The 26453-nt window shown below is 59.9% G+C and carries 23 protein-coding genes; 13 read left to right on the top strand and 10 right to left on the bottom strand.

The window, feature by feature from the left end; translation table 11 throughout:
- Positions 1–74: 74 nt before the first annotated feature.
- On the top strand, positions 75–983 hold the full coding sequence (gene ttcA, locus NOM06_RS05365) for a tRNA 2-thiocytidine(32) synthetase TtcA (RefSeq protein ID WP_005336634.1): 909 nt from the start codon (positions 75–77) through the stop codon (positions 981–983).
- Between the two features lie 103 nt (positions 984–1086).
- On the opposite strand, the gene NOM06_RS05360 is transcribed toward ttcA, so the two are convergent.
- Positions 1087–1773, bottom strand: coding sequence for a DUF2987 domain-containing protein (locus tag NOM06_RS05360; RefSeq protein ID WP_111901086.1), 687 nt, complete (start codon positions 1771–1773; stop codon positions 1087–1089).
- A gap of 16 nt (positions 1774–1789) precedes the next feature.
- Positions 1790–2527 carry a hypothetical protein gene (locus NOM06_RS05355; protein WP_005351939.1) on the bottom strand — a complete coding sequence of 246 codons (738 nt, stop codon included), beginning with the start codon at positions 2525–2527 and terminating at the stop codon, positions 1790–1792.
- A gap of 201 nt (positions 2528–2728) precedes the next feature.
- On the opposite strand from NOM06_RS05355, the gene potA reads away from it, so the two are divergent.
- The 12 genes from potA to NOM06_RS05295 all read left to right on the top strand — a co-directional run bounded on the left by potA (position 2729) and on the right by NOM06_RS05295 (position 14742).
- Positions 2729–3832 carry a spermidine/putrescine ABC transporter ATP-binding protein PotA gene (potA, locus tag NOM06_RS05350; protein ID WP_042083132.1) on the top strand — a complete coding sequence of 368 codons (1104 nt, stop codon included), beginning with the start codon at positions 2729–2731 and terminating at the stop codon, positions 3830–3832.
- Positions 3819–4706, top strand: a complete 888-nt coding sequence (gene potB, locus NOM06_RS05345; protein ID WP_255910301.1) for a spermidine/putrescine ABC transporter permease PotB — start codon at positions 3819–3821, stop codon at positions 4704–4706. The genes potA and potB overlap by 14 nt, the downstream gene beginning before the upstream one ends.
- On the top strand, positions 4703–5473 hold the full coding sequence (gene potC, locus NOM06_RS05340) for a spermidine/putrescine ABC transporter permease PotC (protein ID WP_005345410.1): 771 nt from the start codon (positions 4703–4705) through the stop codon (positions 5471–5473). The genes potB and potC overlap by 4 nt, the downstream gene beginning before the upstream one ends.
- An 81-nt stretch (positions 5474–5554) precedes the next feature.
- Positions 5555–6622 (top strand): extracellular solute-binding protein, encoded by a 1068-nt coding sequence (locus NOM06_RS05335; protein WP_005345409.1) that lies wholly within the window; start codon positions 5555–5557, stop codon positions 6620–6622.
- A gap of 444 nt (positions 6623–7066) precedes the next feature.
- Positions 7067–7753, top strand: coding sequence for a hypothetical protein (locus NOM06_RS05330; protein WP_236349363.1), 687 nt, complete (start codon positions 7067–7069; stop codon positions 7751–7753).
- Between the two features lie 258 nt (positions 7754–8011).
- Positions 8012–8629 (top strand): glutathione S-transferase family protein, encoded by a 618-nt coding sequence (locus NOM06_RS05325; RefSeq protein ID WP_236349364.1) that lies wholly within the window; start codon positions 8012–8014, stop codon positions 8627–8629.
- A 207-nt stretch (positions 8630–8836) separates the two neighbouring features.
- Entirely contained in the window at positions 8837–9256 is a 420-nt protein-coding gene (gene rbsD, locus NOM06_RS05320) for a D-ribose pyranase (protein ID WP_144713133.1), read from the top strand.
- A gap of 35 nt (positions 9257–9291) precedes the next feature.
- On the top strand, positions 9292–10821 hold the full coding sequence (gene rbsA / locus NOM06_RS05315) for a ribose ABC transporter ATP-binding protein RbsA (protein ID WP_255910299.1): 1530 nt from the start codon (positions 9292–9294) through the stop codon (positions 10819–10821).
- Entirely contained in the window at positions 10818–11786 is a 969-nt protein-coding gene (rbsC, locus tag NOM06_RS05310) for a ribose ABC transporter permease (protein ID WP_255910297.1), read from the top strand. Before rbsA ends, rbsC begins: the two co-directional genes overlap by 4 nt.
- Before the next feature lie 35 nt (positions 11787–11821).
- Positions 11822–12697, top strand: coding sequence for a ribose ABC transporter substrate-binding protein RbsB (rbsB, locus tag NOM06_RS05305; protein ID WP_041207819.1), 876 nt, complete (start codon positions 11822–11824; stop codon positions 12695–12697).
- 108 nt (positions 12698–12805) lie between these two features.
- Entirely contained in the window at positions 12806–13738 is a 933-nt protein-coding gene (gene rbsK, locus NOM06_RS05300; protein ID WP_255910295.1) for a ribokinase, read from the top strand.
- Positions 13738–14742, top strand: coding sequence for a substrate-binding domain-containing protein (locus tag NOM06_RS05295; protein WP_255910282.1), 1005 nt, complete (start codon positions 13738–13740; stop codon positions 14740–14742). The genes rbsK and NOM06_RS05295 overlap by 1 nt, the downstream gene beginning before the upstream one ends.
- Before the next feature lie 86 nt (positions 14743–14828).
- On the opposite strand, the gene NOM06_RS05290 is transcribed toward NOM06_RS05295, so the two are convergent.
- The 8 genes from NOM06_RS05290 to pheT all read right to left on the bottom strand — a co-directional run bounded on the left by NOM06_RS05290 (position 14829) and on the right by pheT (position 26448).
- On the bottom strand, positions 14829–16478 hold the full coding sequence (locus NOM06_RS05290; RefSeq protein WP_255910262.1) for a diguanylate cyclase: 1650 nt from the start codon (positions 16476–16478) through the stop codon (positions 14829–14831).
- Positions 16478–16954 carry a hypothetical protein gene (locus tag NOM06_RS05285; RefSeq protein ID WP_255910250.1) on the bottom strand — a complete coding sequence of 159 codons (477 nt, stop codon included), beginning with the start codon at positions 16952–16954 and terminating at the stop codon, positions 16478–16480. Before NOM06_RS05285 ends, NOM06_RS05290 begins: the two co-directional genes overlap by 1 nt.
- A 91-nt stretch (positions 16955–17045) precedes the next feature.
- Entirely contained in the window at positions 17046–17819 is a 774-nt protein-coding gene (cobB, locus tag NOM06_RS05280) for a Sir2 family NAD+-dependent deacetylase (protein ID WP_005351956.1), read from the bottom strand.
- 60 nt (positions 17820–17879) lie between these two features.
- The gene (locus NOM06_RS05275) at positions 17880–18521 is read right to left on the bottom strand and encodes a GNAT family N-acetyltransferase (protein ID WP_255910248.1); all 642 of its coding nucleotides are present in this window, start codon (positions 18519–18521) and stop codon (positions 17880–17882) included.
- Positions 18522–18524: 3 nt separating this feature from the next.
- Complete coding sequence (locus NOM06_RS05270; RefSeq protein WP_255910238.1) at positions 18525–19769, bottom strand: response regulator; 1245 nt, start codon at positions 19767–19769, stop codon at positions 18525–18527.
- Positions 19756–23745, bottom strand: coding sequence for a transporter substrate-binding domain-containing protein (locus tag NOM06_RS05265; RefSeq protein ID WP_255910235.1), 3990 nt, complete (start codon positions 23743–23745; stop codon positions 19756–19758). The genes NOM06_RS05270 and NOM06_RS05265 overlap by 14 nt, the downstream gene beginning before the upstream one ends.
- Positions 23746–23760: 15 nt before the next feature.
- On the bottom strand, positions 23761–24057 hold the full coding sequence (gene ihfA / locus NOM06_RS05260) for an integration host factor subunit alpha (protein ID WP_005300715.1): 297 nt from the start codon (positions 24055–24057) through the stop codon (positions 23761–23763).
- Positions 24058–24060: 3 nt separating this feature from the next.
- A complete protein-coding gene (gene pheT / locus NOM06_RS05255) occupies positions 24061–26448 on the bottom strand; it encodes a phenylalanine--tRNA ligase subunit beta (RefSeq protein ID WP_255910233.1) in 2388 nt (795 codons plus the stop codon).
- Positions 26449–26453: the final 5 nt, after the last annotated feature.

Genomic DNA, 26453 nt, shown 5'->3' with positions numbered 1-26453 from the left:
GGTGCCTGGCACCTTGCCCTCCCCCGGGACATGGCTATAATAACGCGCTTATTTGTGTCCCGGGTTTTACGAGCATGCTAGAAGAGCTGAACGCCAAAGAAAAATACAGTTTCAACAAACTGCAGAAGCGCCTGCGGCGCAACGTGGGTCAGGCCATTGCCGACTTCAACATGATTGAAGAGGGCGACAAGGTCATGGTCTGCCTCTCCGGCGGCAAGGACAGCTTCGGTATGCTCGACATACTGATGAGCCTCAAAGCCAGCGCCCCCATCCATTTCGATCTGGTTGCCGTCAACCTGGATCAGAAGCAGCCCGGCTTCCCCGAGCATGTGCTGCCCGAGTATTTGGACTCCCTCGGCATCGAGTACAAGATCGTCGAGGAAGATACCTACTCCATCGTCAAAGAGAAGGTACCGGAAGGCAAAACCACCTGCTCTCTCTGCTCACGGCTGCGTCGCGGTATTCTCTACCGCACCGCCCAGGAGCTGGGTTGCACCAAGATTGCCCTTGGCCACCACCGCGATGACATCCTCGAGACCCTGTTCCTCAACATGTTCTACGGTGGCAAGCTCAAGTCCATGCCGCCCAAGCTGGTGAGCGACGATGGCAAGAACGTGGTGATCCGCCCGCTGGCCTACTGCAAAGAGAAGGACCTGATCCGCTACGCCGACGTCAAAGCCTTCCCCATCATTCCGTGCAACCTGTGCGGCTCGCAGGAGAACCTGCAGCGTCAAGCCATCAAGCAGATGATGCAGGATTGGGATCGCCGCTTCCCTGGTCGTATCGAGACCATGTTCACCGCCATTCAGGACGTGATCCCGAGCCACCTGCTCGACCACAAGCTGTTTGACTTCAAGAGCATCAACCGCGACTCCGGCATCATAGATGGCGGTGACAAGGCGTTTGATCCGCCCGAGATGCCAAAGGCGCCGCTGCTGGACATCGACGAGATGGACATGCTGGATGTGATTGAAGTGCGCTAAGCCGTGCTCACAGGGCAAACGCCACACAATAAAAAAGGAGCGATGATCGCTCCTTTTTTGCTTTCTTTATCTGCCTGTTACCAACGTGACAACACCATCGGCATCAGCCCTTGTGCAACCAGGGGGTCAGTCGCAGCACGTCACCCTGCAGGCGCAGTTGCCCAGCAGCGAACGCGGCCAGTTGCTCATTGCTCAGCAGCAGGTGGCCTGCCTGCCAGGGCAGCGCTTCCTGACGGGCGCCATCAATCAGATAAGCAGTGCCGCTCTGCTGCACCAGGGTAATGCGTACCCCTTCCATCTTCGGCAGGAAGTGCTTGCCGACCATGCCCGCCATCTTGTCGAGCAGCGACTGCATCTGCTGCTGACGGGCCGCCAACTCGGCCAGCGGCAGCTCGGGCCCTTTCGGCGCATCGGCCATCACCTGTACCGTCATATCGCAAGTGGCGTGCTCTTCTTTCAGGCCAACGGTCACGATCCCCTTGTCGAGGTTGAGATCCTCATCAAAAGGCAGGCGCAGTTCGCTATCGATTGTTACCTCGCCCGCAACCTCCTTGCTGTCGGTTGCAACCCGGGCAAAGGTGAGGCCACAGCGCTGACCATTTTGCGGATCGGTCAGATAAAACCCCAGTCTGGCGTGACCAAACTCCCCTTTGGCAAAGGTCTTCATCTGGCTGTAGAAGGTGCTGTATTGCAGATCCAGCACAGGCTCTGCCAGCGCCAGCCCAGGCAGCAAGAGCGTGGCCAGCAGGCTCTGGCGCAAAACCTTGGTCACTCCATATCGACGGGTCATTCAACGTCCTTTTGCATCATGCATTGAAATGGTTGGGGCCTTCTGTCACCTCGTTAACCTCTACCCCCACCCCGCAGAGATCCCGATAGAGGATCCCCTTGCAGTTGAAATAGAGCGGTGCCACCCAGATAAGCCCCAACCCCATCGGGATCAGAGCCAGGAAGAAGAGCGCGGTCATCACGCCGTGGAACAGCACAATGCTGGGCCAGCCGCGCGCAAAGAGCTTGAGAGAGACCAGAATGGCCTGGGGCGGCGTCAGACCGCGCTCCAGCACCAACGGGACGGTAAAGAGCAGCCCCATGCCGATCAGGGCCGAGGGGATGAAAGAGAGCACGGCGGGCAAGCCCAGCAGATCGAATAGCGGGCCAAACAGGCTGGTGAGCAGACTGCCAAGCAGGCTCAACATGCCGAGGCGCACAAAGTGGCGGAAGAAGTCGAACACCTGGTTGGCTCTAGCGCGCACCCCGACCGACTGCTGCAACCCCAGCATATCGAGGGAGCTGGTCATGGGGGCCATTACCACCGTCATCAGCAGGCTCAGCACCATGGCCACATTCATCTGGCTGTCATCCCCCAGATAGGGCAACAACAGCACATTGCTAAGCAGGATCCAGATCGCCGTCACCCCGACAATCGCCAGCAGCAGGCCAAATCCGGTACGGCGGGTCTGTTGCCATCCCTCCTGGATGACCCCTTTCAGATCAAGGCGATAACCCTGGTTCAGAGACTGCTCAAGGGAGCCGCCAATACGCATTTTATTACTCAATTGACTATCCAATATCGAAAACGACCAAATCAGGTGGCACATTATAGCGATTTGGTCTGCTATTCGTAGCCGTTTTTCCTGCGCACTTGCGGCTAATTCGGGCCAAAAAGCCTTTAATTTCATGTGTCGGCTGCATAGAATGCGGCCCTCTTTCAACACGATGGCCACTGGCTGGGGTGAGACTGGCGGATGATGAACAATCCACAGGTAATTGTCGCGCTGAACAAGATCAGCAAAAAATACGATGGCAAGGTGATCCTGAGTGACCTTGACCTTGAAATCTATGACGGTGAATTTCTTACCCTGCTGGGCCCTTCCGGCTGTGGCAAGACCACCCTGCTGCGCCTGCTGGCCGGGCTCGAATCGGTCGATGGTGGCACCATCCATCTGGCCGGTGACGAGATCACCCATATCCCCGCCGAACACAGGCACATCAACACCGTGTTCCAGAGCTATGCGCTCTTCCCCCATATGACGGTGTTTGAAAACGTCGCCTTTGGCCTCGAGATGCAGAAAGTGCCTGCCAGCGAGATCCGTCAGCGGGTCGAGGAGACCCTCGCCATGGTGCAGCTCACCGAGCTGGCCAACCGCCGCCCGGATCAGCTCTCCGGCGGCCAGCAACAACGGGTCGCCATCGCCCGCGCGGTAGTCAATAAGCCCCGTCTGCTGCTGCTCGACGAATCCCTCTCGGCACTCGACTACAAGCTGCGCAAGCAGATGCAGAGCGAGCTCAAGGCGCTGCAGCGTCGCCTTGGTATCACCTTTGTCTTCGTCACCCATGATCAGGAAGAGGCGCTCACCATGTCTGATCGCATCCTGGTGATGGAGGGCGGCAAGATCATCCAGCGCGGCACCCCGCGCGATATCTACGAGTCGCCAGCCAACCTGTTCGTGGCCCGCTTTATTGGTGAGATCAACGTGATGGATGGCAAGCTGATCAGCCAGCGCGAGCCCGGTATCTGGCAGGCCGAGGTAGAGGGGCGCGAATGCCTGCTCCATACCGCCTTGCCGTTCCAGCCAGACGACAAGGTGCTAGTGCTGCTGCGCCCGGAAGATCTGCGCATTCTCGATCAGGATGACGATCAAAGTGGCGCGCTGCGGGGCAATATCCGCGAGCGCAACTACAAGGGGGCAACGCTGGATTCGGTGATCGAACTCGAAAGTGGCAAACAGCTGCTTATCTCCGAGTTCTTCGACGAAGATGACCCCGACTTTGACTACCGTCTCGGTCAGGAGGTGGCGATCCACTGGGTCGACAGCTGGGAGGTGGTGCTGCCCTATGAGCCTCACTAATCTGCGGGTAGCGCACAGCTTTGCCCACAACGGCTTTCGCAATACGGCCATCGCGCTGATCCTAGGCTGGCTGACGCTGTTTGTCTTCCTGCCCAACCTGATGATCATCGGCGTCAGCTTCCTGACCCGTGACGAGTCCGAGCTTATAGCGCCGCTCTTTACCCTGAGCAACTATGGCCGCCTGCTGGACCCCCTCTATTTCGAGGTGCTGCTCCACTCCCTCTGGCTGGCGCTGCTCGCCACCGCCATCTGCCTGCTGGTGGGCTACCCCTTTGCCTGGCTGCTGGCCCATCTGCCAGCGCGTATCCGCCCGTTGCTGCTGTTTCTGGTGGTGGTGCCGTTCTGGACCAACTCCCTGATCCGTACCTATGCGCTGAAAGTGCTGCTCGGCACCCGAGGGCTGATCAACGGCTGGCTGCTGGATCTGGGGCTTATCGAGCGGCCGCTGCAGATGATGTATACCGAGGTGGCCGTCATCATCGGGCTGGTCTATGTGCTGCTCCCCTTTATGGTGCTGCCGCTCTACTCCAGCATCGAGAAGCTGGATGGCCGTTTACTGGAGGCGGCGCGAGATCTTGGCGCCAACGGCTGGCAGCGGCTGGTGCGGATCATCCTGCCCCTCACCCTGCCCGGCATCATCGCCGGTTGTCTGCTGGTGTTCCTGCCCGCCATGGGGATGTTTTATGTCTCCGATCTGCTGGGGGGCGCCAAGCACCTGCTGATTGGTAACCTGATCAAGACCCAGTTCCTCAACAGCCGTGACTGGCCCTTTGGCGCGGCCATCAGCGTGATGCTGACGGTGCTGATGGCGCTGTTGGTCTACTGCTACTGGCGGGCGGGCAAGCTGCTCAGCAAGAAGGGGGAACTGACATGATGCGCGCACTGAAGGCTCTGTTTCTGCTGCTGGTGTTTGGCTATCTCTATGTGCCCATCGGGGTGTTGATCGCCAACTCCTTCAACCTGTCGAAATATGGTATCGACTGGCGCGGCTTTACCCTGGGCTGGTATGAGAAGCTGTTTGCCAGCGCCAGCCTGATGCAGGCGGCCCAGCACTCCCTGACCATCGCCGCCCTCACCGCCACCGCAGCCACCCTGATCGGCACTCTCACCGCAGTGGCGCTCTTTCGCTATCGCTTTCGCGGCAAGCAGTACGTCAGCGGCATGCTGTTCGTGGTGATGATGTCCCCCGATATCGTCATGGCCATCTCCCTACTGACTCTGTTTGTGGCCACCGGCATTGCGCTGGGCTTCTGGTCGCTGCTGATCGCCCACATCACCTTCTGCCTGCCGTTCGTGGTGATCACCGTCTACTCGCGGCTGTGCGGTTTTGATGTGCGGATGCTGGAAGCTGCGCGCGATCTGGGGGCTGGCGAGTGGATCATCCTGCGCCGCATCATACTGCCGCTGGCCCTGCCGGCGGTGATGGCGGGCTGGCTGCTCTCCTTTACCCTGTCGCTGGACGACGTGGTGGTGAGCTCCTTTGTTACCGGCCCGGCCTACGAGATCCTGCCGCTCAAGATCTACTCCATGGTCAAGGTGGGAGTCTCCCCCGAGGTCAACGCCCTGGCCACCCTGATGCTGGTCGCCTCCCTCGGGATGGTGCTGCTGGCGCAACTGTTACTGCGTAAACGGCAGGGTTGACCCTGCCCGTTTCGTCCCCGCCACCTTTGGCGAACTCTGTCACGGTGGGCCGCAAGGCCCCATAACCCCAAGGAGTTGTTGATGACAATCCAACACAAGGCTGGCGCCCTGCTGGCAGCCGCCCTCACCCTCACAACCCCGCTGCTGAGCCAGAGCGCTCACGCGGCCGATGACAAGGTGGTCTACTTCTACAACTGGTCGGAATATGTGCCGGACGGCCTGCTGGAGCAGTTCCAGCAAGAGACCGGTATCAAGGTGATCTACTCCACCTACGAATCCAACGAGACCCTCTACGCCAAGCTGAAAACCCATGGCGACGGCTATGACGTGGTCGTGCCAAGCACCTACTTCATCTCGAAAATGGCCAAAGAGGGGATGCTGCAGCCGCTGGATCGCGCCCAGCTGCCCAACTTCAAGCACCTCGACCCTACCCTGCTCAACCACGAGTACGACCCGGACAACCGCTACTCCATCCCCTATATCTGGGGCGCAACCGGGATCGGCACCAACACCGATATCATCGAACAGCCGGTCACCAGCTGGAAGCAGCTCTGGGCACCGGAGTGGAAAGAGAGCCTGCTGCTGATGGACGATGCCCGCGAGGTGTTCCATATTGCGCTGGTGCAGCTGGGCTACAGCCCCAACACTCAAGACAAGGCGCAGATCGCCGAAGCGTTCGAATACCTGAAAAAGCTGATGCCCAACGTCAAGGCGTTCAACTCCGACAACCCGGCCGACCCCTTTATTGCCGGTGAGGTCAATATCGGCATGCTGTGGAACGGCTCGGCTTACGGCGCCCAGCGCGAATACCCCTCCATCCAGATGACCTATCCCGAAGAAGGCGCCGTGCTCTGGATGGACAACCTCGCCATCCCGGCCAAGGCCAAGCATGTGAAAGAGGCCCACGCCCTGATCAACTTCCTGATGCGCCCCGATGTGGCCGCCAAGGTGGCCGAGGCAATTGGCTACCCCACCCCGGTCAAGGATGCTATTCCCCTGCTCACCCCGGCGTTTCGCAATAACCCCATGGTCTTCCCGAGTGACGAGATCAAGCGCAAGGGCGAATTCCAGTCCGATGTGGGTGATGCCTCCCGCCTCTACGAGCAGTACTTCCTGCAGTTGAAAGCTATGGTGGCCAAGGCCGGTTAAATCGGCGGTTAATCAGCCCTGACGGGGTTAATGGATTAAGGGGGCAATTGCCCCCTTCGCTTTTTATCCACCAGCGCAATTTTTAAGCACAACAGTCATTGACACAGAGAAGCACAGGCGAGCCTCGGTTAACGGCAAAACATATGGACAGTCACCTTTAAGCCAGACAGACCACAACTCTTGCCCGTTCTCCACAGCAGCCAGCTTCAAAGCAAATTTTCAAGGGAATATGAGAGTAGTAGTGGTGTCTTTTTCTATTCAGAATGGATTCAGCGTTGCTCCATTGTGGAGATATAGGCACAATAGATACGTTTATGGGGAATGACTGGTAGTATTATCGAAACCGCGAACGTCCGATTACGCTTCGCTAATCTAACCGACATCCCAGCCATTCATCTAATCTCTGTTATGAGAAAATAAATTGGAGCGACTACGAACTAAAATATGGATAGCTCAAAAATAACGCCTGAAAGAATTACAAAACCAATACAGCTACTCGGGGCATGGCTTGTTGGCTTACTTTCTGTTGATAGTGCGTTTCTAGTTGCTGCCACTAGAATGGATGCTAGTAGTTGGCAAGCTGGCGCTTTAGTTATCGCTGCAATTGTTAACGTACCAGTTTTTATAGGTGCGTTATTTCTTCTACAGACCAAATTTCGGCCAGAGCTTCAAGAAGATGCCTATTACTCCACATATCTAAGTAGTCGCACAAATGAACCGATAAGAGTCTCCAAGAAAGATGCGCTTGTGATAGAACTTGAGAAGAAAATTGACTCTATTGAAAGGATGCTAACTCCGAACGAGACCGAAAACCCATCTAACTCAGTTTTGTCTGACCTTTCATGTGGAGTAAATGTTCATCTTTCGAACAGAGTACAAATTCTTAAAAAGCTAAATTCAATTGGCATATTAGGATTTACTGAATTTGGTAATGATGCAGCCCCCCCACCTTTCAGAAAAGTTGCTGTTTCAGAATCTATATCTCATTCGGAGTTAAAGTTGGTTCTAAGGTTGGCGCAAGAACTTGGCTTTACTCATTATGGATACATTCAACCTTTTGAAGAAATATCTGAGGATATATTGTTTGGTGCATATGGAAAAGATGACCTCAGATTGATCACTCCAGCTTAAGATACATGTCAAAGGTGGCACTCGTGCCTCATGCGCTTTACGTGGGAGTTAAGATGTAGGCAATTCCACCCGCCTCTGCGAGCAGTATCAGCAATTGCCAATACCGAATAATTCTGCGCTTTTACATCACCCCTCAGGGGTGTAGATTGGCTGCGGGGGCAAGCGTTGCCCCCTCTCTTTTTTCATGACTGCCCGTGGTGCTCCGCGAAGCAATCTTTCGCCGATATCGCGGGTGGCCTGAGCCAATCAGGAGTATTCATGTCCGATCTGACCCTCTATTTCGCTCCCGGCACCTGTGCCATGGCCGTGCAGATTGCCCTGCTGGAAGCAAATGCCCCGTTTCAACCCCGTCTCGTCAACCTCGCCGCAGGGGAGCAGCGTGATCCTGCGTATCTTGCCATCAACCCCAAAGGGCGGGTACCAGCCCTGATCACCGAGCAGGGCACCCTGACCGAGACGCCGGCTCTGCTGCTCTATGTGGCGCAGCGCTTCCCCGATGCCAAGCTGGCGCCGCTGGACAATCCGTTCCTGCTGGCCCGCATGCAGGAGGTCAACAGTTTCCTTGCCTCCACCGTGCATGTCTCCCACGCTCACGGTCGCCGTGGCAACCGCTGGGCCGATGACGAACAGGCCATTGCCGCCATGCAGCAGAAAGTCGCCAGCAATATGCGTGATGGCTTTGCCCAGATTGAGCAGCACTATCTCGCCGGTCCCTGGGTACTCGGCGAGCAGTTCAGCGTGGCGGACATCTATCTGTTCGTGGTCGCGGGCTGGCTGAAAAGCGATGGAGTAGAGATCAGTGAATTCCCCAAAGTGGCCGATCATTATCGCCGAATGCTGACCCGTCCGGCGGTCAACAAAGCCCTCTCCAACTAAGTAAAAAATCAATAGAAAGGGTGCCGAGGCTCTGCTGGCACCCTTCTTTCTCTTTCCTCCCCCGCCTTTGAGATCGTTTTCACATTTTCGTGGTTTTGCCGTGGCCCTTCCATCCTAAAAAGCCTATCTTTGCGCCATAACGCAACCGGTTGCGTAACCGATTGCCTGATAAGAAACTGCGATGGCGAAAGCCTGATGAGGTGCTGTATGAAACGAGGCGTACTGCTCAATGCTCCCCTGAGTGCTCTGGTAGCACAGATGGGTCACACCGACGAGATCACCGTCTGCGATGCGGGCTTGCCCATTCCGGCAGGGCCGGAGCGGATCGATCTGGCGTTGATGGCGGGCACCCCCAGCCTCGAAACCGTGCTGACCGCCCTGCTCACCGATCTGGTGGTGGAGAAGGTGATCATGGCGACCGAGATCAAGCAGATCAGCCCCGCCGCCCATCAGGCGCTGGTCGATCAGCTTGAGGCCCACGCAGCCGCCCAGGGCAAGCCCATCGCCATCGAATACTGCCTGCACGAGGAGTTCAAAACCCGCTCCCGCCAGAGCAAGGCCATCGTGCGCAGCGGCGAGGTGACCCCCTACGCCAACCTGATCCTCTGCGCCGGTGTGGCGTTCTGAATTCGTCAAAGAATGCCTCTTCAAGGAAGCTGCAAATGAGCACAACCTCCCCCCTCTCACCCATTCTGGAGCTGACCGGGATCGTCAAGACCTTCCCCGGTGTTCGCGCCCTCGACGAAGCGGGTCTGCGGGTCTATCCGGGCCAGGTGATGGCCCTGCTCGGTGAAAATGGCGCCGGCAAATCCACCCTGATGAAGGTGCTGACCGGCATCTATCAGGCCGATGCGGGCAGCGTCAGCTATCGCGGTCAACCGGTTCACTTCAAGGGCCCCCGCGACTCTCAGGATCAGGGGATCAGCATCATCCATCAGGAGCTCAACCTGCTGCCGGAGTTGACGATTGCCGCCAACATCTTCCTCGGCCGCGAGCCCCGTACCCGTTTTGGCAGCATCGACCATAAACAGCTGCGCGAGCGGGCAAGCGGCCTGCTGGCGCGACTTGGCGTCAAACACGGGCCGGATACCCGACTCGGGGATCTCTCCATCGGCGAACAGCAGATGGTGGAGATCGCCAAGGCGCTGTCGTTCGATGCCAGCGTCATCATCATGGACGAGCCGACCGATGCGTTGACCGATACCGAGACAGAGCAGCTGTTCAAGGTTATCCGCGAGCTGCGCGAACAAGGCTGCGGCATCGTCTATATCTCCCACCGCCTCAAGGAGATCTTCGAGATCTGCGATCGGGTCACTGTGCTGCGCGATGGCAAGTGGATTGGCGAGAAGGCGGTGAGCGATCTGGATGAAGACAAGATCATCGAGATGATGGTGGGCCGCCGACTAGAAGAGCAGTACCCGCGTCTTGAGCGCGAGCTTGGCCCCGTCAGCCTGCAGGTGAAGGATCTGGCCGGTCCCGGCGTGCGCGGGGTGAGCTTCTCCCTGCGTCAGGGGGAAATTCTGGGCTTTAGCGGCCTGATGGGCTCCGGCCGTACCGAGCTGATGAAGCTTATCTACGGCGCCAGCCCCATCAGCGCCGGTGAAGTGGCAGTGGACGGCCATGCTCTGGTGCCCAAAAGCCCGGCGGATGGTCTGGCCGCCGGCATTGCCTATATCTCCGAGGATCGCAAGGGCGATGGGCTGGTGCTGGAGCTGTCGGTGCGCGAAAACATGAGTCTGTGCGCCCTCGACGAGTTCATCAGCAACGGCAAGATTGACGGCAAGGCCGAGCGACAGGCGGTGAGCGACTATGTGCGTCTGTTCAACATCAAGACCCCGAGTCAGGATCAGCTGATAAAGCTGCTCTCCGGCGGCAACCAGCAGAAGGTAGCCATCGCCAAGGGGCTGCTGACAAGGCCCAAGGTGCTGATCCTCGACGAACCGACCCGCGGCGTCGACGTGGGGGCGAAGAAGGAAATTTATCAGCTGATCAACCAGTTCAAGAAGGAGGGGATGAGCATCATTCTGGTCTCCTCCGAGATGCCGGAAGTGCTCGGCATGAGTGATCGCATCATGGTGATGCACGAAGGGCGCATCAGCGCAGAGTTCAACACCCGCGATGCCAATCAGGAGAAGCTGATGGCGGCGGCAGTCGGTAAACAGTGGCAAGCAGAGCAAGAGGCATCCCAATGACAACCCAAACCCTTTCCCGCCGTGGCGTCATGAGCAAGGCGTGGTGGATCGAGAACAAATCCCTGGTCGCGCTGCTGGTCCTGATTGGTGTGGTCTCGGCCTTAAGCCCCAACTTCTTCACCGCCGACAACCTGCTCAACATCCTGCGCCAAACCTCGGTCAACGCCATCATGGCGGTCGGTATGACGCTGGTTATCCTTACCGCCGGTATCGATCTGTCGGTCGGCTCTGTGCTGGCCCTGTGCGGCGCGCTGGCCGCCACTATGGTCGCCATGGAGCTGCCTATCTGGCTGGTGGTGCCCCTCACTCTGGGTGCCGGTGCCCTGCTGGGCGGCGTCAGCGGCCTCATCATTGCCAAGGGCAAGGTGCAGGCATTTATCGCCACCCTGGTCACCATGACCGCCCTGCGCGGCATCACCATGGTCTATACCGAGGGGCGCCCCATCTCCACCGGTTTCAGTGACGGCGCCGATCACTTCGCCTGGCTCGGTACCGGTTACCTGTTCGGTCTGCCGGTGCCCATATGGCTGATGGCCATCGTCTTCCTGCTCGCCTGGTTCATGCTCAACCACACCCGTCTCGGTCGCTACATCTACGCGCTGGGCGGTAACGAGTCTGCCACCCGCCTCTCCGGTATCAATGTGGATCGGGTGAAGCTGGCGGTGTATGGTCTGTGCGGCGCGCTCTCGGCACTGGCAGGGCTTATCGTTACCTCTCGCCTCTCCTCTGCCCAGCCGACGGCGGGCATGGGTTACGAGCTGGATGCCATCGCCGCGGTGGTGCTGGGTGGTACCAGCCTGATGGGCGGCAAGGGCCGCATCATGGGGACCCTGATCGGTGCCTTGATCATCGGCTTCCTCAACAACGCCCTCAACCTGCTCGATGTCAGCTCCTATTACCAGATGATCGCCAAGGCCAGCGTGATCTTGCTTGCCGTGATGGTCGACAACAAAAGCAACCGATAACAACGTAAAACACGCCACACACAAGGAATGAAATGATGAAAAAGCTCAATACCCTGCTCGCTGCCGCCATCATGTCCGTGCTGGGCACCGCCCAGGCTGCCGACCATACCCTGGCGATGGTAGTCTCCACCCTCAACAACCCCTTCTTCGTCACCATGAAGGAGGGAGCCGAAGCCAAGGCCAAGGAGCTTGGCTATGAGCTGGTGGTGCTGGACTCCCAGAATGACCCGGCCAAAGAGCTCTCCAACATGGAAGATCTTACCGTGCGCAAGGTCAACGCCATCCTGATCAACCCGACCGACTCCGAAGCGGTGGGCAACGCCATCCGTCTGGCCAACCGCGCCAACATCCCGGTACTGACTCTGGACCGCGGCGCCGCGCAGGGTGAAGTCAAGGCTCACATTGCCTCCGACAACGTGGCGGGCGGCAAGCTGGCCGGGGACTTCATCACCGAGAAGCTGGGTACCGGTGCCAAGGTCATTCAGCTGGAAGGGATTGCCGGCACCTCCGCCGCCCGCGACCGTGGTGAAGGCTTTGCCCTGGCCGTGGCAGCCAACAAGCTGCAGGTGCTGGCTTCCCAGCCGGCCGACTTTGACCGCACCAAAGGTCTGAACGTCATGGAAAACCTGCTGGCGGCCCACCCGACCGTACAAGCCGTGTTCGCCCAGAACGACGAGATGGCGCTGGGTGCCATCCGCGCGGTGCAGGCAGCCGGTAAAGAGGTGATGATCGTCGGCTTCGACGGCACTGACGATGGCAAAGCCGCCGTGGCCAAGGGTAAACTGGCCGCCACCGTGGCCCAGCAGCCGGCCCTGATCGGTGCCATCGGCGTCGAGACTGCTGACAAGGTGCTTAAAGGCCAGCCGGTCGAGAAATCCATTCCGGTACCGCTGCAAGTGGTCAGCAAGTAAGTGCTCGAGGGGAGGTTCGCCTCCCCTTTTCCCTCTCGTTCAGGTGCCTCCCGGCTTGGGCTCACTCAATCACAGTGTTCAAGCCAAGATGCATCAGGAGTAGTCAACATGAATCGTCTCGTCGTTCTGGGCAGTGTCAATGCAGACCATGTGCTGCGCGTTCCCCACTTTCCTCGCCCGGGTGAAACCCTGACCGGTCACAGCTATCAGGTGGTGCCCGGTGGCAAGGGGGCCAATCAGGCAGTCGCTGCCGCCCGCCTTGGCGCCCCCGTCTCCTTTATCGCCCGCATCGGTGATGACGCCATCGGCCACCAGATGAAGAGCGGTTTTGCCAAAGATGGCATCGACGTGAGCGCCGTCGAGCTCGATCCCAAGCTCCCGACCGGTATCGCCATCATCTATGTGAGCGATGAGGGGGAGAACAGCATAGGTATCTCCGCCGAAGCTAACGGTGCCATCACCCCTGCCGTGGTGAAAAACCATGAAGCGATGATCGCCGACGCCCACACCCTGCTGTTGCAGCTGGAAGTGCCGCTCGAGAGCGTCCATGAGGCTGCACGGCTGGCCCGCGCCCATGGCACCCGGGTGGTGCTCAACCCCGCCCCTGCCCGCCCGCTCTCCGCTGAGCTGTTGGCACTGGTCGACCTTATCACCCCCAACCAGACCGAAGCGGAGCTGTTGACCGGCGTCAAAGTCACCGACGAAGCGAGCGCCCGCGAGGCGGCCGCCCGTTTCCACCAGATGGGGATTGCGGACGTGATGATCACCCTGGGCGCACAAGGGGTCTATTGCAGCAACGCACAGCAGCAACAACTCATCCCGGGCTTTCGGGTCAAGGCGGTGGATACCACTGCCGCGGGCGATACCTTCAACGGCGCCCTGCTGGCGGCGGAACTGGCCGGTGCCGATTTCCACAGCGCGGTGCGCTTTGCCCACGGGGCAGCGGCGCTCTCCGTGACCCGGTTCGGCGCCCAGAGCTCCATCCCGAGCAAGCAGGAGGTCGACACCTTCCTGCATGAGCAGACTGCGCAGGGGCACTGATGGCCAATATCAAGGAGGTGGCAGCGCTGGCGGGGGTATCGACCACCACCGTCTCCCACGTCATAAACGAGACGCGCTTCGTCGCCGAGGAGACCCGCGAGCGGGTCTTTGCGGCCATGCGCGAGCTCAACTATGCCCCGAGTCTGGTGGCCCGCAGCCTCAAGGTGAAGGAGACCAACAGTATCGGCATGCTGGTCACCACCTCCAGCAACCCCTTCTTTGCCGAGGTGGTGCGCGGGGTGGAGCGCTACTGCTTCGAGCAGGGCTACAACCTGATGCTGGGTAACACCGAAGGTCAGGCCGAGACGGCCCTCTCCTACCTCAAGATGATGCTGCGTAAGCGGGTCGATGGCCTGCTCATCATGTGTAGCGAAGGGCAACAAGAGGTGTTCAACCAGCTCGACTGGCTCAAGAGCCTGCCGGTGGTGGTGATGGATTGGGGGCTGGTCAGTGAGGATGTGGATCTCATCGCCGACAACTCCTTCCACGGCGGTTATCTCGCGACCCGCCACCTGATTGAGCTGGGCCACACCGCCATCGGTTGCATCACAGGCCCACACAGCCGCGCCCCCGCCAACCAGCGGCAGGCAGGCTTCGAGCAGGCGCTGCAGGAGGCAGGTCTCACGATCAATCAAGAGTGGATTCAGGAGGGAGACTTTGATTGCGCCAGCGGCCATCAGGCGATGACTCGCCTGATGGCATTGCCCGAGCGCCCCACCGCGCTGTTCGTGTGCAACGACATGATGGCGATGGGGGCCATCAGCGCCGCTCATCAGGCTGGGCTGGTAATCCCGCGGGATATCTCCATTGTCGGTTATGACAACGTGGCGCTGGCCGAATTTATGTCGCCGCCGCTCACTACCATCAACCAGCCCAAAGAGGAGCTGGGTCGCCTCGCAGTTACCCGCCTGCTGGCCCGGATCAACGGCGAAGCGGTGGAGAATCACCTGATCACCGTCGACCCCGACCTGGTGATCAGACAATCCTGCGCCCCTCGCCCCTGACGTTCAGGGGCAATAAACGAACAAGGCGACCCCGAGGTCGCCTTGTTTCATTCTGTCTCTTGCCGGTGCAATACCGCTTTTTGCCCTCAGGGCAGCGACCTTGTCTCCCTGGCCGCCAGCACTTGCAGTGGCACCAACTCCAATCGTCGGGCCAGAGGCTGCAACAACTCGCCATCATCATCACCCTGCGGCAACCAGTAGCGGACAGGCCAGCCGGCTGCCAGCTGCGCCGCGGTGGTACTGCCAATCTCTCTGAGCGCCAGAGTGCAACCCTGTTGGCGCAATCCCGCCAGCAAGACACCATCCGGCTGCAGCGTTGGTATCAGCAACAGCAGCGGCGTGCGGGAAGACCCCGGCAGATAGGCCAGTAGATGGGTCAGCTGGGCCTGATTGTCGAGCGGGACCAGCAGTGCCCGGCCATCGGCATACTGCGCCTCGTGCGCTTGCAGCACACGGGCCAACACGGGCCCCAGTACGCCGCACTCCTGCAGCCAGCGCATCTGACAGGGCGCCCCCTGCTCACGCCACTCAAGCGCCAATTGCCACATCTCGTTGCCCTGCCCGTCCGTCAGCGCCTGCAATGCCACTCGCAGCGGTGCAGGCTCGCGCCCCGCCAGCCACTCTCGCAGCTGATGAAGCTGCTGCTGACTCAACTGCAACTGCTGCAGCATGGCAGGCTCAAACCAGCTGATCGCCCCCTCCTGGCTACGCTTGGCCTGGTTGAGGGCCAGGATGGCCTGATCCAGCAGCCGGGCGGCATCCTGTTGCTGCGCCTTGGCAACCCCGAGCCGACAGGCCAGATCGAAGCTGCACTCCCGGGTCACGAACTCGAAATGGAGCAGATCCACCAGCTCATGAATGGCGGTTTCCAGCGCATCATTCGCCTTGGTCAGCACCACGGCAAATTCGTCACCACCTAGCCGGTAAGCTTGGCTGCCATGGGCCTGCAGCAGCTTGTTGGCCACCATCTGCAACAGCCGATCACCGACCTGATAACCCAGCAGATCATTGACCTGCTTGAAGCGCTTGAGATCGAGCACCACCAAAGCGCTCACCTCGCCAGCATGCAGAGCGCGAGAGAGCTGTTCCTGCAGGGCACGGCGGTTGCCCAGCTGGGTCAGGGGATCGAGCAGGGCCAGCCGACGGTTCGCCAGATTGGCGCGAATGAGGGCCGCGACCAGAGCGCCACCGGTCAGCAACAGGATCAGTTGCCAGATCTGCAGCCAGAACAGGCTGTTGCGGATCTGGCTGACCGAATGCTCCCGCTCCTGGCCGGAGAGGATCTGATCCCCTATCTGTTCGACGAGACGGGTCTGGCTGGCGATCGCCTCCTGCAAGCGGGCAAGCTCAGCCCCCTCGCACAGCGCACCGGCCTCCATCTGGGGTTCGAGCTGCTTGATCTGCTCGAACAGGGTGGCCAGCACTTTGCCGAGCCCGTGCCGCTGGCGCATCTCGGCGGTTTCACTGCTGATGAGGAAGATATCGAGCCGGTTCCACAGCAGATCGTAATCAAGGCTCAGGGTCTCCATCGACAGTCTGCCAGCCCGATAGAGCTGCAGGTCGTAGAGGAAACGCTGGGATTCGAGCATTACCTGGCTGATGTTCCAGTGGACATTGCGGTAGAAAGTATCGACCAGCTGCTCCTGCCGATACTGCAGATAGAGGCTGCTGCCGGACGAGAGCAGAAACAGCAGCGACACCGCAACCAACAGCAGATTTTGGCGGGATAGCCCCATCAATCGACGATCTCGATGCGGGTCACCTGCCACACCATGCAGTTGTGAATGGCAGGGACGTCCAGCTTGGGATAGGTGGTGAACGGGATGAGCAGCCAGAGCGGCCCCTTGTTGCGCCGGGTCAGCGGTTTGCCGTCCTCCTGACGCACCAGGGTCAGCGGCACGCCGTCGAACAGGGCCAGATCCACCACCTGCTGATAACCGTTGAGGGCCGAGACGGAAATCTTGCGGGCACCCGGGATCCCTTGCACCGCCAGCACGGCTGACAGGGACGGCCCGCGATAGTGGTGGGCGCCCTGAGTCCAGGGGGTAGTGGTGGTGAATTCGGTCTGTGGCAAGGCGGAGAGGGCCGCCTCATCGAGGGTCACCTGCTGGCCATCTGGCAGTACCAGGGTCATCAGGGGGATGGAGGCCGATGCGCTGGCACTGGCCAGCATCAGGAGAAAAAAAGCGATCCATTGCTTGACTGCGGTCATGGTAATTTGCGCCAACTGCGTCCCATTTTTTAAATGGTTGCCAGTGTGGCGATTTCACCGAACCATTGCAACTGTCCCGTCGCACAGTAGCTCAGGGACCGCGCATCTCCATCCAGTTGTGCCCCTCGACTTGCCTCGGTTGATGAATGCCGCACGCCTCCAGCAACTCATCGACATAGGCGGGCACCAGCAGGGAGGCTGGGCCATAGCGTTTTTCGTCAAACTGGCTACCTACCTCGCTCGGTTCGAGATTGAGCTCGATGGTGTGCGCCCCGTTCAATCCCGCTTCATGGACAAACCCGGCGGCCGGATAGACGGCGCCAGAGGTGCCGATGGAGATGAAGAGATCGCACTGGGCCAGCGCACTATAAATGCGATCCAGCCCGAGCGGCATTTCGCCAAACCAGACCACATGGGGACGCATCGGCTGAGGGAACTGGCAACAGGAGCAGAGCTCGTCCTGATGGAGATCACCGCGCCACTCGATCACCTGACCGGACTCGGGGCAGCGGGCCTTGAGCAGCTCCCCGTGCATATGGATAAGGTTCTTGCTGCCAGCGCTCTCGTGCAGATTGTCGATGTTCTGGGTGACCAGGGTGACCGTGCCGGGCAGCAGTCGCTCGAGACGAGCCAACGCATAGTGGGCCGGATTGGGATGAACCTGGGGCTGTTGCAGCTGTTTGCGGCGGGAGTTGTAAAAGCGCAGCACCAGTTCGGGATCCCGGGCATACCCCTCGGGGGTCGCCACGTCTTCGACCTTGTGCTCTTCCCACAAACCGTCGCAGGCACGAAAAGTCTTGATGCCGGATTCGGCAGAGATCCCCGCTCCGGTCAGGATCACGATATGTTTATATGACTGCGCCATAAGCTGCTCCGTCTATCCCCGCACAATAAATGTGACCTTAGCACAGGGAAAAAAGTGTCACTATTCGCCCTTGGTCTTAAGCGGCGCCGCTGGCGGTCCGGGCAACCAGGCATCCAGTACCGACAGATCCAACCTGACAAAGACCATCTCCCGCCCGGTCACCAGGGTCAGCGGCAAGCCAAGACGCTTGAGCAGGGTCAGCATCGGCCGGTTCTGGGCCAGCACTTCCGCCGTCCACTCCCGGATCCCGTTCGCCCTGGCCAGCAGTGCCAGCGCCAGCAGAATGCGCCTCCCCGCCCCCTTGTGCTGAAAGTGATCCGCCACGATGCAGGAGAACTCCGCCCGATCGGGATGAAGGCGGCGGCGGATTGATTGCGCCTGAGCCAGCGGCTCACCGGCCAGATCGGTCAGTAGCAGCGAGATCTGTTGTTCGGGATGGTAATTGAGAAATTGGGCCACCTGTTCCGGAGGCGGCGTCCGTTTCGGACGCATAAAGCGAAGATAGATGCTCTCTTCACTCAATGCATCGTAAGCGGCCAGCATGCGGGCAGGCGCCACACCATGCAGCTCGCGCAGCAGGCAAGGCACCCCGGAGACCTGCATCGCCAGTGGCAGCGCGGCCCGGGAAAGCGGATGGGGCCAGCCCTCCAGTCCTTTGCCAAGGCGCTCCCGGTGCATGGGCCAGCAGAGGTAGCGCGGCATGGCTTACCAGCGCCCCGTCATACCGCGCTCTCGCCACACCTCGACGTCGAGCAGGTTGTAAGGATCATCCAGATAGACGGCGATCCCCAGCTCTCGAACCCGGGCCATAAAGCGTCCCAGCAGGGAGTCACCGGTCAAGGACTCCATCTCCGGCAAGATCCCCTGCCCCAGCAGCAAGGCTTGCAGCGGCAAACGCTCCAGCAGATCGAATGGCAGATGCTGGCTGTTATCGAGCAGCAGCGCCAGCTTGCTCCCTGCCAGACTGGCTTGCAGCACCAGCGCGAAGCGATCGGCATTGCTAAGCAGGTGGTCACGACGGTGGATCAGCAGGGTCAGTTCGGCTGGGGTACGCGACTGCTCAGTCAGCCACTCCTTGAGCGCTTCCCAGCGACTGGGCAAGCCGGTCACCGCCAGCCAGACCGGATGAGGGGTCGCGGGACTGGAGAGCAGCCCAAGCTGACCCTGCACCTCCCCCTGCCAGCGGCGGATGGAGCGGCGCTGGCCGCTCAAGCGCTGCTGACGCAGCGGTCCCAGATAGAGTCGACGCAGCAACCTGAGCAGCTCGTCGCAATCAAGCGGCTTGGCCAGCGCCGCCAGAATATTGAAACCGGCATCGTGCAGCAGGCGGCGGGCACCGTCGATCAGCGTCTGCTCATGGGCCGAAAGCAGCACAATGGGCAGACCGGCCTCCTGCAACTGAGGTTGGTTCATCAGCAGACTGATGGCATCTTGCTCCACCAGGCTGAGATCGCACACCAGCAGGCTGATGTCGCCCGCCGACAGTGTCGCAAGACAGGCCGATTCATCCTGTACCCACTGACAGGAGAGCCCCAACCCGGCGATGGTCTGTTGCAGCTGCATTCCCTGAAACGGGTGATCCTCGAGCAGCAGCACCTTGTTAGCGGCCAGCCAGTTGCACCAGTTACGGTAACTGGCGGCAAGCCCACCCAGCCAATCCTCGCCGATAGCGTAAATCCCCTCATGCTGCTGCAACTGGGGGAAGTAGTCCGCCTGCTGATGAGCGGCGGGGTCGTAAAGGGCAATGGCACCTGCCGCAAACAGCCCTTCCCACTGCCAGCAGGCATCCGGTCGGGTACGGTGCAGCGTGACATAGGAGGGCAATGTCATGGTGCTGGCCAACTCATGGGCGGTGCTGTCGAGGGCATAGAGCACAATGGGGCAAAATCCTGCCGCCTCATGCTCTTCCGAATCGAGCAACGCCAGTAATTCTTCATCAGTGATGATCATCTTGAGCCCTCTTTGAAAACTGCTGGCTGAACTCATCCAGTGCACGGTTCAATCTGGCTTGCAGCATCGGATGGGGCGCCTGTTGCCACTCTTCAATGACCGCCACCAACGCAGTCGCCCCTACCATTCTGGCGGCCCCCTTCAACTTGTGTAAAGCAGCATTCACGCCAACTTCATCTTCTTCTGTGCTGCAACGCTCAAGTTCGGCCAAATCATCACGGGTAGCCTTCAGATAAAGGGCGGCCAGTTCATCGGTCAGCAGCGAGGCAACCGGTGTCGGGGCGACAACATTGCTCCCCTCTTTGGCAATATGGCGCAGCAAGGTCGCCAGCTCCTTGAGGGCGACCGGCTTGTCCAGATGGCCATCGCAACCGCAGGATTGCAGCTCCCTTGCCGCCTGATCACTGAGATCTGCGGTGATCACATAGACCGGCAGACGGGCCCAACGGGCGGATTGGCGCAATTGCCTGCACAGCTCGGCCCCGTTCATCACCGGCATCTGCAGATCGGTCAGCACAAAATCCACCTCCTGCTGCGCCAGCATCTCCAGCGCCAGCTGCCCGTTGGCGGCAGTGATAACGCTGGCACCAAGTTGCCCCAGTTGCAGGCTGATCAGCTCGCGATTGACATCGTGATCTTCAATCAGCAGTACCCGCATGCCGAGCCCGGGCTGGGTGCCGGCCACCGGTTGATCCGGGGTCAACCGTGGCTGCAGCAGGGTGATGATGGTCCCGGGAACCCAGGACTCCCCTTGCCAGGCCCAATAGTAGAGCCCCTTCTCGTCCACCTCCGCTTGCAGCGTATCAACGGTGTTGCTGACGGTGGCGATCCCCAAGCGACTGAGCCAGGGCGAGAGCGCTTGCGCCTCATCGTGCGGTAAAGAGAGTGCCAGCTGCCGCACATTGGGCAGCCAGTCCGGCTCCTGCTGCACCCGCTTCAGGGGCAACTCGCAATAGAAGCGGCTACCGCCACCGACGCGCCCCTCGACATCGATAAGACCACCCATCTGCTCGACCAGCTGCTTGCAGATCGCCAGACCAAGACCGGTGCCCGGCGCCCGCAGTTGCCCTTCAACGGCAAACTGCTCGAACGGCATAAAGAGCGTGGTGCGCATCTTGGCAGTGATCCCCGGCCCCTGATCATCCACACCAAAGCGCAAGGTCGATGCGACCACCTCGGCCCACAGCACCACTTCCCCACGCAGGCTGAACTTGATGGCATTGGAGAGCAGGTTGTGGAGCACTTGCCGTACCCGATGAGGGTCGAGGGTCTGCAGGGCTGGCAGAGCCGGATCCAACTTAAGGCGCAGTTGCAATCCCTTGGCCCGCGCCTTGGTCCAGTGCACCGCCGCCACGTGCTCGCACAGCTCGGCAAAATCGGTGGGTTGCGGCGAGAGGGAGAGTTTGCTGTTTTCGTTGCGGCTAAAGTCAAGCACATCGTTGAGCAGGCCGAGCAACTCATCCCCCGCCTGACGCACCCGCGCCAGCGCCGAATCCTGCTCTCTCGACAAAGGAGTGCTGGCCAGCCACTCCAGCAAGCCGAGCATGGCGTTCATCGGCGTGCGGATCTCGTGGCTGATGGCGGCCAAAAAGCGCCCCTTGGCCAGCACTGCCTGTTGCGCCTGCTCATGGGAGTGTTGCAATGCCTGATCCTGCTCGACCCTGGTAGTGGCATCCTGCATCACCGCATAAATTCGCCAACCCTGTGGTTGACTGCGGCCACGGCCATAGAGCTGCAACCAGCGCAGCCCCTTGGTCGGATGGTGATAGCGCATGGTGAATGCGAAGGGTTTGCCAGCCTGCAACATGGCGAACATCTCACGGCGTACCCGGCGGCGATCCTCGCGCTCCAGCATAATGAGCACCCGTTTGGGCTCACGACGGATCTGCTGGCTCGCCAGCCCCAGCAGCTCGTAACAGCCCCGGCTGATAAACTCGATCCCCCCTACTCGTCCCCGCTCGAACATAAACTGCAGCACCACGCCGGGAACGGTATTGGTCAGGGCGCGCAGGCGGCGCTCTGCCTGACGCAGAAAACGGGCCTGCTCACGCAGCACACTGATATCCGACAGGGCGATAAGATCGGTGGCGGGTGCCTGCTTGTCCAGCCGCAGCGGATGCTGGGCATAAGCGAAGACCTGATCCCCCAGCACCAGCTCCCCTTCACTTTTTTGCGGCTGAACCGGCGGCAACATCAACTGCTGCGAATAGCGCAGGGCCAGACGTCGCCCCTGTTTATTGGATTTGATCACCTTGCCCTGGCTGTTGCGCAGATAGACGGGCACCGGCAACGCCTGAAACATGGTTTCCCGCAGCTCGCTCTCGATGGCCAGCGCCTTCTCGGCGGCGTGACGCTGGGCGACTTCCCGTGCCAGTTGCTGGCGAGAGCGCCAGATCCCGCCGATGACGATACCGCTGATCAGCAGTGCCATGGCGATGGAGCCAAACCAGGCGGCGTAGCTCACGCCGGGTTGCTGCACGACGAGCAAGCGGCGCCAGCGCTGGTTAAGTTCGTCGATCTGGGTGCTGGTCAGGGCCATCAGGTTGCGATCCATCACCCCGGCCAGTTCGGTCTGACTCTTGTTGATGGCAAAGCCAAGACTGAAACGATCTTCCAGCTCCTCGATATCGAGCCCTTCCAGCAAGTTGGTACGCTGGGGATATTGCAGCTGATAAAGCTCGCTCAGCATGGCGTCAGCCTTGCCCTGTTTGATCGCGGCAAGCCCCTGCTCAATGCCGTCGGTGCGAAGCCACTCCTGATCACCGAGCAGGGCGAGCAAGGAGGGATCGTAGAGGGATTCCGGCACCAGAATACGCTGCCGTTTGAGTTGGGTAATGCGATCGGCAGCCAGCTTGCGCTTGCTGATCAAGGCAAACCGGTTGGTGGAGATCGTCCGACTGAAAATGAACTGGTTCGTCAATGCCGGGGATTCCGGCAAGCCGGCCATCATATCCGCCTCACCACGGCGCAGCTTTTCTACTGCCTCCGCCTTGCTGGCGGCAGGCACCAGCTTGTATTTCAGGCCGGTCTCCTGGGTGACCCAGCGCAGCACATCCGCGCTCCACCCCTTCGCCTCTCCCAGATCATTGACGCCGCTATAGGGCATCAACTCGGGATTGACCACCAGGCGAATGGAGCGCCCGCGGCCGGATAACCAGGCCTGTTCGGTATCGCTGAAGTGGGGCTGGTTGACGTAGAGCGACCCCTGATCGAGATAACGGGCCAGATCGGTATAGATAGTACCGGCCGGCATATGACGGATCAGGGTGTCCACCAGATTGGCCAACTCCGGCTGATCACGCATCATCAAGCGATAGCTGATGATCCGATCCTCACCAAACAGGCGGCGCAGGCGCAAACCATCGGCAGGAAACTCGCGCATCAGATAGCGCAGTTGCAGATAGTCCCCCAGATAGGCATCACCCTTGCCACTCTGCAGCGCGTCGTAGACCTTCTCTCCGCTTTTTAGGGAAATAATGTGTGCCTGAGGATAGAGCTCGTGCAACAGGCGGGCTGAGTCTGCCACCGAGTAGACCAGAAAGCGGGCCTGTTTGAGATTTTCACCCTTGTAGAGGATGGCGGCATCTGTCTCCATCATCGGACGACTTAACCGCATGCCCTCCACGGCCTTCTTGCGGGTTCCGACATAGGGAATGATGTCGCATTCCCCCTCTGCGAGCCCGTTGCGCAATGTCTGCCAATCGGGCAGCTCTTTGAGTACCAGCGGAATCGGGAACAACTCCTGCAACCGGGCGAGGCGATCCTTGAGCAGTCCCCCCTCGGCCATCAGGTATGGTGGAGGAAGCGTCGCAGGATAGCAGAGAGAAAGCTGGCTCAGTGAATTTACATAAGCCTGGGTCGCCGGCGCCAACGGCAGCACTGTGGTCTGCAAAGGCTTGGCGTGCAATGGCAGTGCCAGTACGGCACCCAGAAGAAAAACGGGGAATTTGGTCATCTGAAAACAAAAGCCAGGCATCTGCCTGGCTTTTTATCACTCGTTGGGTTCAACATTTTCTACCCTGGCCTTGAGCTTCTGACCAGGGCGGAAGGTGACCACCCGCCGGGCGCTGATAGGAATATCTTCGCCGGTTTTCGGGTTACGTCCAGGACGCTGGTTCTTCTCACGAAGATCAAAGTTACCGAAGCCTGAAATCTTGACTTGTTCACCACGCTCAAGCGCTTGTCTGATCTCTTCAAAGAAGGCTTCCACCATATCTTTGGCTTCACGCTTGCTCATCCCGAGCTGGGTGAACAGGTGCTCTGCAATGTCGGCTTTGGTAAGCGCCATAGATCAATCCCTCAAGGATGCATTCAACTCTTCACCAAGGGCCCGCACGACATTGTCTACGGTCTCGGCAATCTCTTTCTCCTCCAGGGTGCGCTGGGTGTCTTGCAGAACAAGACTGATGGCCAGGCTCTTCTTGTCCTCTGCCATGCCAGCACCCTGGTATACGTCAAACAAGTTTATTCCAACTACCTGATTTCCGCCAACTTTTTTAATTACTGCGAGGACATCACCGGCCAGGACCTGACGGTCAACCACCACGGCGATGTCACGACGGTTGGCAGGGAACTTGGAAACCTCGGCAGCAACCGGCACCTTGGCCGGGGTCAGCTTGTCCAGCTCCAGTTCGAACATGACGGCGCGACTCTTCAGACCCAGCTTCTTCTCGAGGCTCGGATGGATCACACCGATGTGGCCGATGACCACGCCATTGCGCAGGATGGCCGCGCTCTGGCCCGGATGCAGGGCGCTGTGCTCAGCACGCTCGAAGGTGAAGGTAGCCCCTTCGGCGGTCAGATCCAGCACCGCTTCCAGATCCCCTTTCAAATCAAAGAAGTCGGCAGCGCGGCTCTTGATGTCCCAGTGCTCGTCGCTCTGGTTGCCGGTGATGATGCCGGCCAGCATGGGCTCCTGACGAATGCCGTTCTCGGCATTTTCATCCTTGATGAAGCGCAGGCCCTGCTCGAACAGGCGCACCCGCGGCTGCTGACGGTTCTGGTTGTAGACCACCGCCTGCACCAGACCCGGGAACAGAGAGACGCGCATGGCGGACATCTCGACCGAGATCGGGTTCGGCAGCACGATGGCATCGCTCTGCGGGAACAGAGTCTGCTGAGCCTTGGGATCGACGAAGCTGTAGGTGATCGCTTCCTGGAAGCCACGATCAACCAGCAGGTCGCGCACGCGTTTCAAGGTCACCTGCCCTTCTGCCTGCTCCACCATCGCCAGAGAGGCGGCGGGTTTGAGGTTCGGGATGTTGTTGTAGCCGTAGATACGGGCCACTTCCTCGATGAGGTCTTCCTCGATGGCGATGTCGAAACGCCAGGAGGGTGCCAGCGCGGTCCAGCCGTCGGCGTCCACAGTGACCTGCATGCCAAGGCGAGTCAGGATCTCGACCACCTGAGCATCGGCCACGCTGATGCCGATCACCTTGTCGAGCTTGGTGCGACGCAGCTTGATGGGGGCAGCCTTGGGCAGATGGGCATCGGATTTGACCTCGATGACCGGACCCGCTTTGCCGCCGCAGATGTCCAACAGCAGACGAGTTGCACGGTCCATCACCTTGGCTTGCAGCTCAGGATCCACCCCGCGCTCGAAGCGATGGGATGAGTCGGTGTGCAGACCGTAAGCGCGAGCACGGCCGGTGATGGAGAGCGGCGCGAAGAAGGCGCACTCCAGCAGGATGTCGGTAGTGGTCTCGGATACACCGGTGCGGTTGCCACCGAAGATACCGGCCATGCAGGCAGGACCTTTGGCATCGGCAATCACGAGCGTGGTCTCTTTGAGCTTCACTTCGTTGCCATCGAGCAGGGTCATCGGCTCATCGGCGTGGGCACGACGTACCACCAGTTCCCCTTCCAGGGTAGCCAGATCGAAGGCGTGCATCGGCTGACCGTATTCCAGCAGCAGATAGTTAGTGATGTCGACGATGGCGTCGATGGAGCGAATGCCGCCCCGACGCAGCTTCTCTTGCATCCAAAGCGGGCTCTGGGCCTGCAAGTTCAGCCCCTTGATGACGCGGCCCAGATAACGGGGGCAATCAGCTGGTGCTTCAACTCGGATCGGGAAGGTGGCATCGATGGTGGCAACAGCCGGCTCCCAGGTCGGCTCGACCACGTCCACGCTGTTGAGCACGCCAATTTCACGAGCCAGACCGGCGATACCGAGGCAGTCGGCACGGTTCGGAGTCAGATCCACGTCGATGGAGACGTCGTTCAGATTGAGGTAGTCGCGAATATCGGTCCCGATGGGGGCATCGGCCGGCAGCTCGATGATGCCATCGGCTTCTACGTCGATACCCAGCTCACTGAAAGAGCAAAGCATGCCGTGGGACGGCTGGCCACGCAGCTTGGCCTTCTTGATGGTGAAATCACCCGGCAGGGTCGCCCCTACTTTGGCCACGCACACTTTCAAGCCCTGACGGCAGTTCGGCGCACCGCAGACAATGTCCAGCAGCTCGGGCTCGCCCACGTTGACCTTGGTCACCCGCAGTTTGTCGGCGTCCGGATGCTGGGTGCACTCGACCACTTCACCCACAACCACATTGTTGAACTGGCCAGCCACCGCTTCCACGGCGTCCACTTCCAGACCGGCCATGGTGATCTGCTCGGCCAGCGCGTTGTCACTCAACTCGGTGCGGACCCACTCCATCACCCAGGATTTACTGAATTTCATGTTCT

Origin of the sequence: Aeromonas sp. JL9 (assembly GCF_024436075.1) — a bacterium.
In the GTDB taxonomy this organism is placed as follows: Bacteria; Pseudomonadota; Gammaproteobacteria; order Enterobacterales; family Aeromonadaceae; genus Aeromonas; species Aeromonas veronii.
This window is presented reverse-complemented; position numbering and strand designations above follow the sequence as displayed.

Excerpts from the sequence above, each read along its gene's own strand:
- ihfA (WP_005300715.1), bottom strand. The coding sequence starts at position 24,057 with ATGGCGCTTACCAAAGCCGACATTGCAGAGCACCTGTTCACCCAGCTC.
- rbsK (WP_255910295.1), top strand. The coding sequence starts at position 12,806 with ATGAATCGTCTCGTCGTTCTGGGCAGTGTCAATGCAGACCATGTGCTG.
- rbsA (WP_255910299.1), top strand. The coding sequence starts at position 9,292 with ATGAGCACAACCTCCCCCCTCTCACCCATTCTGGAGCTGACCGGGATC.
- rbsD (WP_144713133.1), top strand. The coding sequence starts at position 8,837 with ATGAAACGAGGCGTACTGCTCAATGCTCCCCTGAGTGCTCTGGTAGCA.
- NOM06_RS05355 (WP_005351939.1), bottom strand. The coding sequence starts at position 2,527 with ATGCGTATTGGCGGCTCCCTTGAGCAGTCTCTGAACCAGGGTTATCGC.
- NOM06_RS05270 (WP_255910238.1), bottom strand. The coding sequence starts at position 19,769 with ATGATCATCACTGATGAAGAATTACTGGCGTTGCTCGATTCGGAAGAG.
- rbsB (WP_041207819.1), top strand. The coding sequence starts at position 11,822 with ATGAAAAAGCTCAATACCCTGCTCGCTGCCGCCATCATGTCCGTGCTG.
- NOM06_RS05325 (WP_236349364.1), top strand. The coding sequence starts at position 8,012 with ATGTCCGATCTGACCCTCTATTTCGCTCCCGGCACCTGTGCCATGGCC.
- NOM06_RS05275 (WP_255910248.1), bottom strand. The coding sequence starts at position 18,521 with ATGCCGCGCTACCTCTGCTGGCCCATGCACCGGGAGCGCCTTGGCAAA.
- NOM06_RS05290 (WP_255910262.1), bottom strand. The coding sequence starts at position 16,478 with ATGGGGCTATCCCGCCAAAATCTGCTGTTGGTTGCGGTGTCGCTGCTG.
- NOM06_RS05335 (WP_005345409.1), top strand. The coding sequence starts at position 5,555 with ATGACAATCCAACACAAGGCTGGCGCCCTGCTGGCAGCCGCCCTCACC.
- rbsC (WP_255910297.1), top strand. The coding sequence starts at position 10,818 with ATGACAACCCAAACCCTTTCCCGCCGTGGCGTCATGAGCAAGGCGTGG.
- pheT (WP_255910233.1), bottom strand. The coding sequence starts at position 26,448 with ATGAAATTCAGTAAATCCTGGGTGATGGAGTGGGTCCGCACCGAGTTG.
- NOM06_RS05330 (WP_236349363.1), top strand. The coding sequence starts at position 7,067 with ATGGATAGCTCAAAAATAACGCCTGAAAGAATTACAAAACCAATACAG.
- potA (WP_042083132.1), top strand. The coding sequence starts at position 2,729 with ATGATGAACAATCCACAGGTAATTGTCGCGCTGAACAAGATCAGCAAA.
- NOM06_RS05265 (WP_255910235.1), bottom strand. The coding sequence starts at position 23,745 with ATGCCTGGCTTTTGTTTTCAGATGACCAAATTCCCCGTTTTTCTTCTG.
- potC (WP_005345410.1), top strand. The coding sequence starts at position 4,703 with ATGATGCGCGCACTGAAGGCTCTGTTTCTGCTGCTGGTGTTTGGCTAT.
- ttcA (WP_005336634.1), top strand. The coding sequence starts at position 75 with ATGCTAGAAGAGCTGAACGCCAAAGAAAAATACAGTTTCAACAAACTG.
- NOM06_RS05285 (WP_255910250.1), bottom strand. The coding sequence starts at position 16,954 with ATGACCGCAGTCAAGCAATGGATCGCTTTTTTTCTCCTGATGCTGGCC.
- NOM06_RS05295 (WP_255910282.1), top strand. The coding sequence starts at position 13,738 with ATGGCCAATATCAAGGAGGTGGCAGCGCTGGCGGGGGTATCGACCACC.
- potB (WP_255910301.1), top strand. The coding sequence starts at position 3,819 with ATGAGCCTCACTAATCTGCGGGTAGCGCACAGCTTTGCCCACAACGGC.
- cobB (WP_005351956.1), bottom strand. The coding sequence starts at position 17,819 with ATGGCGCAGTCATATAAACATATCGTGATCCTGACCGGAGCGGGGATC.
- NOM06_RS05360 (WP_111901086.1), bottom strand. The coding sequence starts at position 1,773 with ATGACCCGTCGATATGGAGTGACCAAGGTTTTGCGCCAGAGCCTGCTG.